Origin of the sequence: Carnobacterium sp. CS13, assembly GCF_016653495.1 — a bacterium.
Lineage (GTDB): Bacteria > Bacillota > Bacilli > Lactobacillales > Carnobacteriaceae > Carnobacterium_A > Carnobacterium_A antarcticum.
Genome location: NZ_CP067364.1, coordinates 599633 through 615342, shown reverse-complemented (window position 1 = coordinate 615342; position 15710 = coordinate 599633). Strand labels below are relative to the sequence as shown.

Annotated in this window: 6 protein-coding genes and 3 rRNA genes; all 9 read right to left on the bottom strand. The window is 42.0% G+C overall.

Annotated features, from left to right (window positions below; genetic code table 11):
- Positions 1 to 213: 213 nt before the first annotated feature.
- The gene (locus JHE06_RS03010) at positions 214 to 3267 is read right to left on the bottom strand and encodes an AAA family ATPase (protein WP_201089430.1); all 3054 of its coding nucleotides are present in this window, start codon (positions 3265 to 3267) and stop codon (positions 214 to 216) included.
- 1 nt (position 3268) lies between these two features.
- Complete coding sequence (locus tag JHE06_RS03005) at positions 3269 to 4399, bottom strand: exonuclease SbcCD subunit D (protein WP_058920056.1); 1131 nt, start codon at positions 4397 to 4399, stop codon at positions 3269 to 3271.
- A gap of 281 nt (positions 4400 to 4680) precedes the next feature.
- Positions 4681 to 6477, bottom strand: coding sequence for a DUF4153 domain-containing protein (locus tag JHE06_RS03000; RefSeq protein WP_201089428.1), 1797 nt, complete (start codon positions 6475 to 6477; stop codon positions 4681 to 4683).
- 136 nt (positions 6478 to 6613) lie between these two features.
- Positions 6614 to 6729 (bottom strand): 5S ribosomal RNA (rrf, locus tag JHE06_RS02995).
- A gap of 92 nt (positions 6730 to 6821) precedes the next feature.
- Positions 6822 to 9741: ribosomal RNA gene (locus JHE06_RS02990) — 23S ribosomal RNA — on the bottom strand.
- A gap of 207 nt (positions 9742 to 9948) precedes the next feature.
- Positions 9949 to 11510, bottom strand: a 16S ribosomal RNA gene (locus JHE06_RS02985).
- The 16S, 23S and 5S rRNA genes sit together here, the layout of an rRNA operon.
- 655 nt (positions 11511 to 12165) lie before the next feature.
- Positions 12166 to 13530, bottom strand: a complete 1365-nt coding sequence (locus JHE06_RS02980; RefSeq protein ID WP_201089426.1) for a M20/M25/M40 family metallo-hydrolase — start codon at positions 13528 to 13530, stop codon at positions 12166 to 12168.
- A 127-nt stretch (positions 13531 to 13657) separates the two neighbouring features.
- A complete protein-coding gene (locus JHE06_RS02975; protein ID WP_201089424.1) occupies positions 13658 to 14620 on the bottom strand; it encodes an ABC transporter ATP-binding protein in 963 nt (320 codons plus the stop codon).
- Positions 14621 to 15676 carry an ABC transporter ATP-binding protein gene (locus JHE06_RS02970; protein ID WP_058920052.1) on the bottom strand — a complete coding sequence of 352 codons (1056 nt, stop codon included), beginning with the start codon at positions 15674 to 15676 and terminating at the stop codon, positions 14621 to 14623.
- Between the last annotated feature and the right edge of the window lie 34 nt (positions 15677 to 15710).

The following is a 15710-nucleotide window of genomic DNA, read 5'->3' as shown; positions in this document are numbered from 1 at the left end:
TTAGACGATGTTATTCTGTTAACAAAATCTACTGAATATTACATAGCTATTACATGATTTCGCTTCCATATGTTGTTTAGTTTAAAATACACGAGTTTTGAATTTTTATTCAAATAAGAAATGATCATAAATGAAAATATGACTGCATTGAGCTCGCTTATTTGCAGTCGCTCAATACAATCATATTTATTCATTTTTCGGTTTTTTATGGTGTTACATTTTCACTTTGACTTGGCTTCCTTGCGAAGTTTTGGTTACATCGATATGAACCGGTATACGCATCTTCAACTCTTCAACATGAGAAATAATGCCGACCAGTCTGCCTCTTTGGTTTAATTCAAACAATGTTTCGATCGCGCTATCTAAGGAATCAGAATCTAATGTCCCAAAGCCTTCATCAATAAACAAAGTATCAACACTGACTCCGCCGCTATGATTTTGAATGACATCACTTAATCCCAAAGCTAGTGCTAAAGATGCTTTAAAACTTTCACCGCCAGATAGAGTCCGGACACTTCTTGTTTTTCCTGTATAATTATCAAAAACATCCAAATCCAATCCTTTTGCGCCTGTTCCTTTGACTTTTTCCTCACGTCTCAGTAAAGAATATCGATTGTTCGTCATTTGTGTGAAGCGCAAATTTGCAGCAAGAATGATTTCTTCAAAATAAATCGCCAATACATATCGTTCAAATGATACGTAGTCTGTCTCTTTCGAACCATTGGCTAATTCGGCTAATTCACTGTACAGACGATAATTTTCTAATTGTGCTTGTTTAGCCTCATAATTTTTGCTGATTTCTCCACTGGCCGTTTCATAATTTTTTACAGTTCCGACTAATTCTTGATATCTTTCTGCCAAATTTGCCAGTTCTTTTTGTTTTTCTTGGTTTTCTAACTGATAGTCTTCAATGGTTCGACTATCGCTTGCTGCTAATTTTTCTTTCTGCTTTTGATAGTTTACACGGTTGACCCAGACTTTTTGATCATAAGCAGCAACTTCTTCTGTTAAAGTCTTTGCTTGTTCAGCATCAATCAAATGCTCTTCAAAAGCCTCATTTAAATTAGCTGCTTTTAACTGCTTTTCAAATTCAGCCGTTGCTTCTTCATATCGAACAACCAGTCGTTCGTGTTGAGCTTCTAAAGAAAGTGTACTGGTCTGGTACTGCGTTTCTGATTTTTCTAATGCGATTTTTTTATCTTGGTGTTTTTTATAAGCTGCTTCGATTTGCTGCAATTCATCGATCAACTGCCGTTTAGTTGCTTGTACTTGTTCGAGCTCTTCATAGGTCAGTTGAAGCCGTAATTCCTGAATTTCTTCTTTTGTTTCCTGGATTCTTTTGCAGTTATTTTGACAAACTGAGCTCAATTCTTGGATAACAGACTCCAATCGGCGTTCGGCTTGTTGAATTTCTTCTAGTTGATGTTGAAGTTCCTTTTCCTGCCCCGCTAATTGTTCTAGTTGCTCGATATCAATGGCAAGTTTCGTTCTTTCGTCAGCTAATGCTGTTAATTCTTCTTGCAGCTGGTTCAATGCTCCCCCTGCTTCACTAGCATGCAATTCCAATAATTGTTCATATTCTTGGATACGCTCGTTTAAATGGCGGACTTCATTGGAAGCAGAGTTGTAAGCTTGATAATTCTGGTTTTTTTCTTCTTCAAATGCCTCTAATTGTTCTTGGGAGACTATATCTTCCGTCAAAACCGCTGTATGAGGATGTTCCATTGAACCGCAAACTGGACAAGCAGAATCTGCTTCTAACTCATCAGCCAGCATTCCTGCGATATTTCGATTGTAGGCCAAACGTTGCTGCTTGTAGTCTTCTTCAATCGCTTGGTAAGCAGCTTCCGTTTCTTTAAACAAGGCCAACTTCGTTTCTTTTTGTTCTACTGTTTGAGCTAACACCGTTACACTCTTTTGCTTGGATGACAATGCATTATTTTTTTCCTGCAATTCATTTGCGCTTTTTTGTTTTTCCAATAAATCCGTTCTAGCTTGGTAGCTTTCTGTTAACAGATTCTTTATCTGTTCTACTTGTTTTTTATAATCAATTAATGTTGCTGCTTGTTTTTCAATATCAGCTTCATGATGCTGATTGTCTTCTTCAAAACCCTTTATCTGGTTTTCTTTTGTTTTAATTGTTTTTATGGTTCGTTCTTCCTGTTCCAATTGATTGACGGCTTCTCTTTTTTCAGGTAAAAGAACATACTTTTTTTCAACCGCTGCAAAATCTTTTTTATTTTCTTTAAGCGCCTGTCGTGTTTCTCTTAACGCTTGTTTATCCGCCTCTAAATGCTGGTATATTGCTGTCTTATCCGTCGCTTCTTGCTGTTGTTGTTCTTTTAAATCAGCCAGCTTTTGCGCTTTTTCATTCAATGCTAAGGTTGTTCGTTTTTGATCCACAGCTGTTTTTAAAGTTTCCAACTCATTTTTTGTTTGTTCTAACTGAGCCAGTTCTGTTAACCATTCCACTCTCTCTTGATTGTCATGCATTTTTTTACGCAATTGATCCATTTCAGACGTATATTGTTGCATTTTATCTCGATAAGTATCCAATGCCATTTCTAATTCTGTTAATAGGTATTTGATGTCCAATAACTGGATCGCTTCAGCCAATGACTCGTTTTCTTGGGGTTGGATCATGCCCACAAATTGTTCCATCATTTTATCGCTTTGTTCGACTTCTGACTTTAAGCGACGAGCTTCTTCTTTTAAATCCAATTGAAACGCTTTGATTGTATCCGTTTGAAAAATATTACGAAAGATTTTTTCTTTATCTGCACTATTGGATTCCAGCATTTTTTTGAATTCGCCTTGCGGCAGCATCACGATTTGTTTGAATTGCTCATAAGAGAGCGACAGCAAATCTTGAATTTCTTTGTTCGCTTCATTTATTTTAGTGGTTACGTTAGTGCCATGAATCAATTCAACTTCCGGACTGTATTTTTTAATTCTGTGTTTCCCAGGCCCCATTTGAGCAGGCGTACGTTTGATGTAATACTTTTTGCCCGCTAGTTCGAATTCCAATTCGACATAACAGAGGACTTCATCCGATGCAAATTGGGATTTGAACGTATCTTTTCCGCGGCTTGTTCCACTGGCATCATCATATAAAGCATAGGCAATGGCATCAAAAATCGTTGTTTTCCCAGCACCCGTTGGTCCGCTTACTAAAAAAAGCGTTTTTTGGTTAAATTGGGTGAAATCAATTTCTACCTTACCTTTATAAGGACCAAAAGCGTTCATAACTAATTTTAAGGGTCTCATGTTACTCTTCCTTTCCAATCTGATGTAAGAGTTGTTCAACGATTTCTTTTCGATCAGCATCCAATTCTTTTTGTTTATACTGTTGATAGAAATCACCAAAGAGATCTTGCAAAGGTGTTTCTTGCAAACTGGCTTGATTATGCGTTAAATGAGTTTCATTTTGTTCTTTTCTGGCTGCATACTCCAAGCCCATTGCATTTGGAAAGCGTCTGCGCAACTGATTCATCGCATCCATCACGAAATCCTCGTCTTCCAATTCAAAAAATACATAATCTTCAGATTTTTGTGTCATCAAATCGTGAAACAACCCTTTAACAATACGCATATCGTGTTTCGTCTCTAAATAAATCGGTTCGATTTCTACTTTGCCTTTTTCAAGCGTCACCAAAGAGACTTGTTTTTTTTGGATCGCTTCTGATTTAGAATACTTTAAGATTGAACCGCTGTAACGAATCCTTTCGTGTTTAACCTTTTGCGGCTTATGTAAATGCCCTAAAGCTACATAATCAAAGTCCTCAAACAGTTCAACGTTGACGTATTCTGCCGTTCCAATGCTCAATGGTCGCTCTGAATCCGTCGTTTCAGAAGTATCATTATTGAAATTGATGACATACCCATGAGCTATCAATACATTAGTTTCATTGGGATCCATTGTTTCTTTGATTTTCTCAATTTGGATGCGAGTCGCATCTTCGATATTTTTGATCGTATCGTCTTTTAACAATTCGCGGATGTAAACATGATCTGCAAATGGCAGCAAATAGAAATTTGTATCCTGAATCGTAACCTTCCGAGTAGTCTCTTTAACGGTTCCTTCTATATAAAGCTGACTGGACTCCAACAAACTAGCTCCATATTCAACTCGTTCATTGCTGTCATGATTGCCTGCAATGACGAATACCGGAATTTTTACTTCATGGATCAATCTCGTCAACACCGAATTCACCAAGGCCACTGCTTCTTTTGGCGGAAAAGCACGGTCGTATAAATCGCCTGCCATAATTAAAGCATCAACTTTTAAAACCTTTAACTGTTCAATTAATTGGTTCAGAAAAAATTCTTGGTCGTCTAACATGGAAACTTCATTAACGATTTTCCCAATATGCCAGTCAGCTGTATGTAATATGCGCAAAATAACCGCTCCTTTATCTCATATCCTTAGTTTAACTAAACTTGTCTATCTTTACTTGAATGATTCTTCCAACCTTTCTAGTTTACCATGCTTGATTTGAATACAAAAGTTTCGTTTTTGATGAACTAAACTCTTATCTCTTTCTCCTATTCTTACTATCTGTTATTAAAAAAATATTCATTAAATAGGCTAATACAATGATTTTAATCTATTTTTCAATAAAAGGAAAAGTTCATTTGAGTTTAGTTAACCCCAAATGAACTCTCTTTTTTAATATCCTTTTACTTGATTTCAACGAAAAGATAAAAGCTTCCGTTATATTGGTCTTCATAAGCATCCATAGACTCAACAAGTATCTTTACTTTAGCTCGCTTATTTTCCTTCACAATAGTCGCTTCATCCATCGTCAATGTTCCTTTTTGAACATTTTCGTCTGTCAGTATTTCATCAAAAATCTCTTTCATATCTATTCGAATAAGTTCTTTGTCTTCCTCGTCCGTTAAACTAAGACTGTAGTAGCCATCGTCTTTAAGCTGTTGCATTAGTGTATATGCTGACCCGTCTTTCTCAAACGAGATGACGCCTTCTTCTGATGAACCAGCTTGAGAACCATACAGATTCAAACGAATCAATTGATCATAGCCTTCGACAGATAAGTTTAAGCCATTATCCCAATCTAGGCTAACATATTGGCCGCTCTGAAAGCTATTTTGGTTTTCATACTCTTTTGCAAAACCAAAAGTCGTTTCAAATTGTTGATAAGTTGCAGCGTCACTAGGCAACCACTCAACGTCTTTCACATAATCCATTCTTTCCAGATAATCGAATGTTTCTGTAACGCGCACTTTATCTTTTTCAGAAATAGAAGGATTAGGGATAACTTCATTGTTTTCAAGCATTTTATTTTTTACAAGCACATCTTCTAACAAATGCGTTTGGTTCACACGGCTTACCGTAAAAGCATCAATCGGCGGAATAATCGAGATGAGACAAAAAACAATCAATACGGCAGCTACTAGGCCATTTTTTCTGACAGGCAAGAAACTAAAAACTAGTCCTGCAATCGTAGCAAATACCCCAAAAAGAATTACATAGTAACGTCCTTGTGTGATACCCATTTCACGAATTTTCAAGATAGAAGCAATTGTTTGAAACAAAACAATCGGGATCAATACTTTCGGAAATATTTTTCTAAATACGACTGCAAATTTATTTTCAATGGTACTTGCCAAGATATAAACGAGAATCACAGTGACCGCATAAGAGACCAATAGCGGCTCTAATAAATTATCCGTCCAAAAACTGCTGCCTATGTTTAAAACGATATAGGCTAACAGAATAGCTGTATAAATCACCGTTAAAGGAATAACTACATATGAAAGTAAAATTTCCAAGTTTCTAGGACAGCTTACCGCTTGCCGAACTTGTTCTTGTTTTGCTAGTGTATCTTCTTTGGCAATGTCGTTCTTTTCCATATCTACGTAAGGAGGTGTGAAAGATAAAAAGTATAAGGGCGCAAACAAAGAAAAAACAACATTTAACAAATGAAGCGTCGCTTTATAATCTACTGAAAAGAGCAGCCGATCAATAGCAAATAAAATCGAACTGACACCAATAGCTATAATGACTGTAAAGAGAATCGTAATAAAAAAAGCTTTGAATGCAGACATGAAACTTTCATTAAAAGACAGTTTTTTCTTAATCGTCGGAACCCAGATAAAAGCAAATATCAAAGCAAAAGCTGCCACACCTGTTTTTATACTTATTTCTAAACTATACTCTGCTGTTGTTCGAATAATAAAATAATAGCCAATGGATAACAGGATAGCCCCGCCCATCAATAAAAAACGATCGCTTTGCTTTTTAGAAAACCTTTCATAGACATGTTGAGCAACCCCGCTAAGAAGCGCTCCAATTAAAAATGTAAAAAGGTATCTCGTATAATTTTCCTGTTCTTGCTGAATTGAGATGGCATTTACTACTAAAACAGCTGCAAGAAACAAAACCGTTAAAGGATAACGACTGCCGGCATGAAGCAATCCTTGAAATGTCTGCTGCAAGTTTTTTATTAATTTCATTTTAATCACCCCTTCTTCTAGATTATAGTCTACCGCTTTCTAAAAGTATATTAGTTCGATTTTCAATCTCTCGGTTTTTCTAGCACAAAAAACCATGAAAAAAAGGCACCATCCGAAGATGGTACCTTTTTAGATTGCGCGGCAGCGTCCTACTCTCACAAAGGGAAACCCTTCACTACCATCGGCGCTAAGAAGCTTAACTGCTGTGTTCGGCATGGGAACAGGTGTGACCTTCTTGCCGTCACCACCGCACATTTTTTCATCAAGAGAACGGTGTTCTCTCAAAACTGGATAGTGTTTTTCTCTTGCAACATCGTGTCGAAACCAAGACACCGTTTAAAAAATTGGTTAAGTCCTCGACCGATTAGTATTGGTCCGCTCCATACATCGCTGTACTTCCACTTCCAACCTATCTACCTGATCATCTCTCAGGGGTCTTACTCACTTACGTGATGGGAAATCTCATCTTGAGGGGGGCTTCACGCTTAGATGCTTTCAGCGTTTATCCCGTCCACACATAGCTACCCAGCGATGCTCTTGGCAGAACAACTGGTACACCAGCGGTGTGTCCATCCCGGTCCTCTCGTACTAAGGACAGCTCCTCTCAAATTTCCTGCGCCCGCGACGGATAGGGACCGAACTGTCTCACGACGTTCTGAACCCAGCTCGCGTACCGCTTTAATGGGCGAACAGCCCAACCCTTGGGACCGACTACAGCCCCAGGATGCGATGAGCCGACATCGAGGTGCCAAACCTCCCCGTCGATGTGGACTCTTGGGGGAGATAAGCCTGTTATCCCCAGGGTAGCTTTTATCCGTTGAGCGATGGCCCTTCCATGCGGAACCACCGGATCACTAAGCCCGACTTTCGTCCCTGCTCGACTTGTAGGTCTCGCAGTCAAGCTCCCTTCTGCCTTTACACTCTACGAATGATTTCCAACCATTCTGAGGGAACCTTTGGGCGCCTCCGTTACTCTTTAGGAGGCGACCGCCCCAGTCAAACTGCCCGTCAGACACTGTCTCCCAGCCAGATCATGGCTGTGGGTTAGAGTGGTCATACAGCAAGGGTAGTATCCCACCAACGCCTCCACCAAGACTAGCGTCCTGGTTTCATCGGCTCCTACCTATCCTGTACAAGCTGTACAAACACTCAATATCAAACTGCAGTAAAGCTCCATGGGGTCTTTCCGTCCTGTCGCGGGTAACCTGCATCTTCACAGGTACTATAATTTCACCGAGTCTCTCGTTGAGACAGTGCCCAAATCATTACGCCTTTCGTGCGGGTCGGAACTTACCCGACAAGGAATTTCGCTACCTTAGGACCGTTATAGTTACGGCCGCCGTTTACTGGGGCTTCAATTCTGAGCTTCGCTCGAGAGCTAACCCATCCTCTTAACCTTCCAGCACCGGGCAGGCGTCAGCCCCTATACGTCATCTTTCGATTTAGCAGAGACCTGTGTTTTTGATAAACAGTTGCTTGGGCCTATTCACTGCGGCTGACCAAATGGTCAGCACCCCTTCTCCCGAAGTTACGGGGTCATTTTGCCGAGTTCCTTAACGAGAGTTCACTCGCACACCTTAGGATTCTCTCCTCGACTACCTGTGTCGGTTTGCGGTACGGGCCGTTTGTTTCTCACTAGAAGCTTTTCTTGACAGTGTGACATCAGGAACTTCGGTACTTAATTTCCCTCCCCATCACAACTTGTCCTTAGAGAAGCAAGCATTTGACTCGCTTCAAGACTTGTTGCTTGGACGCACATATCCAACAGTGCGTATTCCTTAGCCTACTGTGTCCCTCCATTGCTCAAACAAAACAAACGGGTACAGGAATCTCAACCTGTTATCCATCGTCTACGCCTATCGGCCTCGACTTAGGTCCCGACTAACCCTGGGAGGACGAGCCTTCCCCAGGAAACCTTAGTCATTCGGTGGACGGGATTCTCACCCGTCTTTCGCTACTCATACCGGCATTCTCACTTCTAAGCGCTCCACCAGTCCTCACGGTCTAGCTTCGACGCCCTTAGAACGCTCTCCTACCATAGAACCTAAGTTCTATCCACAGCTTCGGTGTTATGTTTAGCCCCGGTAAATTTTCGGCGCAGGGTCACTCGACTAGTGAGCTATTACGCACTCTTTAAATGATGGCTGCTTCTGAGCCAACATCCTAGTTGTCTAAGCAACCCCACATCCTTTTCCACTTAACATAAACTTTGGGACCTTAGCTGGTGGTCTGGGCTGTTTCCCTCTCGACTACGGATCTTATCACTCGTAGTCTGACTCCCGGATATAAATCAATGGCATTCGGAGTTTATCTGAATTCGGTAACCCGAGAAGGGCCCCTAGTCCAAACAGTTGCTCTACCTCCATGATTCTTATTCCGAGGCTAGCCCTAAAGCTATTTCGGAGAGAACCAGCTATCTCCAAGTTCGATTGGAATTTCTCCGCTACCCACACCTCATCCCCGCATTTTTCAACATACGTGGGTTCGGTCCTCCAGTGCGTATTACCGCACCTTCAACCTGGACATGGGTAGATCACTTGGTTTCGGGTCTACGACCACATACTCATTCGCCCTATTCAGACTCGCTTTCGCTACGGCTCCGTCTCATCGACTTAACCTCGCATGGGATCGTAACTCGCCGGTTCATTCTACAAAAGGCACGCTATCACCCATTAACGGGCTCTAACTACTTGTAAGCACACGGTTTCAGGTGCTGTTTCACTCCCCTTCCGGGGTTCTTTTCACCTTTCCCTCACGGTACTGGTTCACTATCGGTCACTAGGGAGTATTTAGCCTTGGGAGATGGTCCTCCCGGATTCCGACGGAATTTCTCGTGTTCCGCCGTACTCAGGATACTGATCAGAGTGAACGGGGTTTCAGTTACGGGGCTTTTACCCTCTTTGGCGGACCTTTCCAGGTCGCTTCTCTTACACCGTTCATTTATGACTCTATGTGTTCAGTCCTACAACCCCAGAAAGCAAGCTTTCTGGTTTGGGCTTTTCCCGTTTCGCTCGCCGCTACTCAGGGAATCGAATTTTCTTTCTCTTCCTGCAGGTACTTAGATGTTTCAGTTCTCTGCGTCTACCTCTACGGACCTATGTATTCAGTCAGCAGTAACACCCTATCAAAGGTGCTGGGTTTCCCCATTCGGAAATCTCTGGATCACAGCTTACTTACAGCTCCCCAAAGCATATCGGCGTTAGTCCCGTCCTTCATCGGCTCCTAGTGCCAAGGCATCCACCGTGCGCCCTTATTAACTTAACCTATGGTCGTTGTTAATAGCGATCCAACATCAATTGATGCGAATCGTAAAAAATAAAACGCGGTTTTTACTTGGTTTCTTACTTTGTTACAATTGTTAAACACTATCCAGTTTTCAAAGAACAACATTTTTGATGCATTGAGAAGATTAGACCTCTCAAAACTGAACAAAGCCAAAACGAATGTGTGAGGTTCCGTAATATTCCTTAGAAAGGAGGTGATCCAGCCGCACCTTCCGATACGGCTACCTTGTTACGACTTCACCCCAATTATCTATCCCACCTTAGGCGGCTGGCTCCTTTGCAGGTTACCTCACCGACTTCGGGTGTTACAAACTCTCGTGGTGTGACGGGCGGTGTGTACAAGACCCGGGAACGTATTCACCGCGGCGTTCTGATCCGCGATTACTAGCGATTCCGGCTTCATGCAGGCGAGTTGCAGCCTGCAATCCGAACTGAGAATGGCTTTAAGAGATTAGCTTGACCTCGCGGTCTTGCGACTCGTTGTACCATCCATTGTAGCACGTGTGTAGCCCAGGTCATAAGGGGCATGATGATTTGACGTCATCCCCACCTTCCTCCGGTTTATCACCGGCAGTCTCACTAGAGTGCCCAACTGAATGCTGGCAACTAGTAATAAGGGTTGCGCTCGTTGCGGGACTTAACCCAACATCTCACGACACGAGCTGACGACAACCATGCACCACCTGTCACTTTGTCCCCGAAGGGAAAGCTCTATCTCTAGAGTGGTCAAAGGATGTCAAGACCTGGTAAGGTTCTTCGCGTTGCTTCGAATTAAACCACATGCTCCACCGCTTGTGCGGGTCCCCGTCAATTCCTTTGAGTTTCAGCCTTGCGGCCGTACTCCCCAGGCGGAGTGCTTAATGCGTTAGCTGCAGCACTGAGGGGCGGAAACCCCCCAACACTTAGCACTCATCGTTTACGGCGTGGACTACCAGGGTATCTAATCCTGTTTGCTCCCCACGCTTTCGAGCCTCAGCGTCAGTTACAGACCAGAGAGTCGCCTTCGCCACTGGTGTTCCTCCACATATCTACGCATTTCACCGCTACACGTGGAATTCCACTCTCCTCTTCTGCACTCAAGTTCCCCAGTTTCCAATGACCTTCCCCAGTTGAGCTGGGGGCTTTCACATCAGACTTAAAGAACCGCCTGCGCTCGCTTTACGCCCAATAAATCCGGACAACGCTTGCCACCTACGTATTACCGCGGCTGCTGGCACGTAGTTAGCCGTGGCTTTCTGGTTAGATACCGTCAGGGGATGAGCAGTTACTCTCATCCTTGTTCTTCTCTAACAACAGAGTTTTACGATCCGAAAACCTTCTTCACTCACGCGGCATTGCTCCGTCAGACTTTCGTCCATTGCGGAAGATTCCCTACTGCTGCCTCCCGTAGGAGTCTGGGCCGTGTCTCAGTCCCAGTGTGGCCGATCACCCTCTCAGGTCGGCTACGTATCATTGCCTTGGTGAGCCATTACCTCACCAACTAGCTAATACGCCGCGGGTCCATCCATAAGCGGTAGCCGAAGCCACCTTTCATCCAACGATCAGGAGATCACTGGAATTATGCGGTATTAGCAGCCGTTTCCGGCTGTTATCCCCCACTTATGGGCAGGTTACCCACGTGTTACTCACCCGTCCGCCACTCTTCTTCTCTGGTGGGTGCAAGCACCCGGTAGAAAAGAAGCGTTCGACTTGCATGTATTAGGCATGCCGCCAGCGTTCGTCCTGAGCCAGGATCAAACTCTCATAAAAGTTGGCTCCGTCCGTTAGGACTTCACCCTTTTAATGATGCTTGAAGCTCATTAATTGAATTGCTAGCGAATAATTATTCACTTTGTTTCTGTTGGTTTAACCCTTGGTTAAACCACCTTACACATTTGGTTCGTTTTGCTTTGTTCAGTTTTCAAAGGTCTAATTTGGTTGCGTTGCCGTTTTGACAACTTCTAAATATTACCAGAAGCTGACTTGCTTGTCAACAACTTTTTTAATTTGTTTTTCTCGTTGCTGCGATGTATCGCTGCGACATCTACTAATATAACAGGTTCTCAAACTTCCGTCAACAGTTTATTAAAAAGAATTTCAACTTATAAAACAAATGCTAAACAAAAAAGACATAGTTGTATGGTTATTTCCAAATTTCTCTGCCCTCCGATATCGAGACTAACAGCTTGCTCAGAACGTTTTTCATGTTCTTTTAAAGGGGATTTTCTTAACGATCAATCCTCGTTTCCCGTGTATAAAAACTTGTTTCATACGTATATTTATACTCACTAATCGTTACTGCTTCTTTTTAGTCCTTCTTTTATAGAAGAAAGTATTTTCTATACACAACATAAAATAAGAAAAGGATATGATCAAAGTTATCTAAATCAACTCTGTCCGTATCCTTCTTATGTATCTAACTTCTTTATTTAGCAAAATCATTCAGCAAGATAGCTATATGCTCTATTCCTTGGTAATAATCCGCTAATCGAATGGACTCGTTTGGTGCATGTGCTCTGGAATTTCCCCAGCCGACCCCGCTGCTTAATATCGGCAATTTTAAATAGTGGTAAAAGTGGTACATCGGACCTGAACCAGCGCTGTTCGGCGAAAGAACGATTTCTGTATCTGATCCATAAGCTTTTTGAGCTGAATCAGTAACAGTCGCAACAAATGAATCGGTCATATCTGAACGAAAAGCATGCATGCCTTTGATTAATTCTAGTTTCACATCTTGGAAACCATGATCATCCAGATGTTTACGCAAAACTTCGTAAATATGTTCTGGTTCTTGACCAGGCACCAGCCGACAATCAATTTTAGCAGCAGCAACTTTTGGCAAAACCGTTTTGATACCCGGATCTGTATAGCCGCTCATTAACCCGCTAATAGTCAATGTTGGTTCAAAGACCAGAGCTTCACTAGGCGTCACTTCTTTATCTTTTGTAATCAGATCGCCTGTCAATCCATAAATATCTTTAGTTGCCGCTTCATTAAAAGGCAGTTGACTGACGATTTCCTTTTCCAGCGAAGTAGGAGGCGTGATATTATCATAAAAGCCTTTGACCACAATTTCATTGTCAACCGTACGCATCGTTGCTAGAGCTTGGACCAATCGCCAAGCCGCATTGTCTACCACGGCTGCCATTGAAGAATGAACATCGACTTTGGCACTTTCAACAGATACATCAAAATAAGCAATGCCTTTAACCCCGGCTTCAATCACAAAACGTTCGTCTTTATCTTTACCGCCAAACTCCCAAATACAGGCATCAGCTGCAAATAAATCAGCATATTTTTCTAGGTATTTTTGTAAATTTGGACTGCCATTTTCTTCTTCGCCTTCGATTAAGAATTTAACATTACACGGCAAGCCGCCTTCTGTTTCCAATAAAGCCGAGAGGGCATTCAGACGAACCATAAAATTGGCTTTATTATCAGCTACTCCGCGAGCGTACAAAATACCATCGCGAACAGTTGGTTCAAAAGGCTCAGTTTCCCATTCGCCGATCGGATCTTCAGGTTGAACATCATAATGGTTGTAAAACAACAATGTTTTAGCAGCGTTCCCATTTGAAGCGGCTTCAAAGTAACCATAGACCACTGGATGTCCTCCTAAGTCATCCAACACTTGTACCGTTCCTCCTGTTTTTTCAATCATTTTTTTCACATATGCTACTGTTTCCGGGATTTGACGATGTTGGGTCGAAACAGATTGCAGGCGCAGATAATCATAAAACTCTTCCATTCGTTCATCAGCTATTTTTCTAAAGGTTTCTTTGGTCGTCATCGGCTTCTCTTCCTTCCTGTCAGCTTTGGCAAATTAGATCAATTGAACTTAAAGGCAAACCAGTTAACGTCAGCTGCATCAATACCGCTATTTTTTGGCTTTCCTTACCCTTTTTCCTTTAAATAGATCAGGCCTGCTGCATTTTTTGCTGTTTCTTTTTCAAAAATGGAATTTCATCGATATGGCAATAGACATAGTGTTCTGGAGAAATTTCATGCAGTCCGACATTTGTTTCATCCTCATATTCATGGTAAGTCGGATCATAAGCCATCCTCGAACGTTTTCGTTCTTCAATCGGATCGGGAGTAGGAATAGCCGACAACAATGATTCTGTATATGGATGCAGCGGAGCGTTGTATAAGTCGTCTGCCGGACCTAATTCTAAGATCCGACCATTATTCATCACCCCAATGCGATCGCTGATGTATTTTACCATCGACAAATCATGAGCAATAAACAGGTAGGTTAGATTTTTTTCGCGTTTTAATTTCTTTAACAAATTAACGACTTGTGCTTGAATGGAAACATCTAACGCAGATATAGCTTCATCAGCAATAATAAATTTAGGACTGACAGCCAAAGCACGCGCAATCCCGACACGTTGGCATTGTCCGCCTGAAAATTCACGTGGGTAGCGGGTCGCATACTCTCGGCTCAAACCCACCAAGTCCAATAACTCATAAACCATCTCAGCGCGTTCTTTTTTGTTTTTTGCTAAGCCGTAAACATCAATGCCGCCAGCAATAGTATCCATCACAGTCATTCTGGGGTTTAGCGAAGCGTATGGATCTTGAAAAACCATTTGAACGGATTTCCGAAATTCTAACAGTTGTTTTCGGTTTTTGATGTTATTGATTTCTTTCCCTTCAAAAAGAACTTCTCCGCCGGTAGCATCTAGTAATTTAGACAACATTTTTCCGGTGGTCGATTTTCCTGAACCGGATTCTCCAACTAACCCAAATGTCTCGCCTTCATACAGATGAAAAGAAAGATCGTTTACTGCACGAACTTCATTCTTTTTATTGGCATTAAAATACTGCTGCAAATTTCTGATCTCAAGAATTTTCTTTCGTTCAGGTATTGCTGCCATCTACCCCACCTCCTGTTTTTTCAACTTAGCATACAATTCTTTGCGTCTCACGATTTCATTCGGCGGCGTTACAGCTGGTGCATCTGGATGCAATAGCCAAGTAGCGGCGAAATGAGTCGGTGAAACTTGAAAAACTGCTGGCTCTTCTTCGAAATCAATTTCTAATGCATATTCATTTCGCGGAGCAAAAGCATCGCCGATAGTTGGGTACAATAAGTTCGGCGGATTTCCCGGAATAGCATACAAGTCCGTCTCTGTAGTATCTAAGGTGGGCATCGAAGCCAACAGTCCCCAAGTATATGGGTGTTGCGGATTATAAAAAATTTCATCCACTGTTCCGGTTTCTACGATTTTCCCAGCATACATAACCGCCACACGGTCGGCCATATTGGCAACAACACCTAAATCATGTGTGATAAAAACAATGGATGTATTGATTTTTTCTTTCAATTCATTCATTAAGTCAAGAATTTGAGATTGAATGGTCACATCCAATGCAGTGGTCGGCTCATCAGCAATCAAAACCTGCGGATTACAAGCCAAAGCCATCGCAATCATGACTCGTTGACGCATTCCGCCAGAAAATTGATGCGGATAATGATGCATTCGGTTCTCTACATCTTTGATCCCAACTAAGTGCAGCAATTCTTTCACACGCTCAGATGCTGCAGCTGCATCAATTTTTTGATGTTCGATCAGCGGTTCAGCAATTTGTTTGCCAATCGTCATCGTTGGATTGAGCGAGGTCATCGGGTCCTGGAAAATCATTGCTATCTCTTTTCCTCTGACCTTTTGCATTTCTTTATCGGAAATAGACAACAAATCTTGATCACCGAATTGAATCGACCCGCTTTTGAGCAGCGTGTTTTTCGGCGGCAATAACCGCATGATCGCTTTTGTGGAGACGGATTTTCCAGATCCAGATTCTCCTACGATCGCAAGTGTTTCTCCTTTGTACAAATCAAAGTTCACACCACGAACGGCGCTCACTTCTCCTTCAAATGTTTTAAACGAAATTGCTAAGTCTTTGACTTCCAGTATCTTTTCTTTTCCCATCTCTCCACCTCTTCTCATTATTTTTAAAGTCTTT

Excerpts from the sequence above, each read along its gene's own strand:
- JHE06_RS03010 (WP_201089430.1), bottom strand. The coding sequence starts at position 3,267 with ATGAGACCCTTAAAATTAGTTATGAACGCTTTTGGTCCTTATAAAGGT.
- JHE06_RS03000 (WP_201089428.1), bottom strand. The coding sequence starts at position 6,477 with ATGAAATTAATAAAAAACTTGCAGCAGACATTTCAAGGATTGCTTCAT.
- JHE06_RS02980 (WP_201089426.1), bottom strand. The coding sequence starts at position 13,530 with ATGACGACCAAAGAAACCTTTAGAAAAATAGCTGATGAACGAATGGAA.
- JHE06_RS02975 (WP_201089424.1), bottom strand. The coding sequence starts at position 14,620 with ATGGCAGCAATACCTGAACGAAAGAAAATTCTTGAGATCAGAAATTTG.
- JHE06_RS02970 (WP_058920052.1), bottom strand. The coding sequence starts at position 15,676 with ATGGGAAAAGAAAAGATACTGGAAGTCAAAGACTTAGCAATTTCGTTT.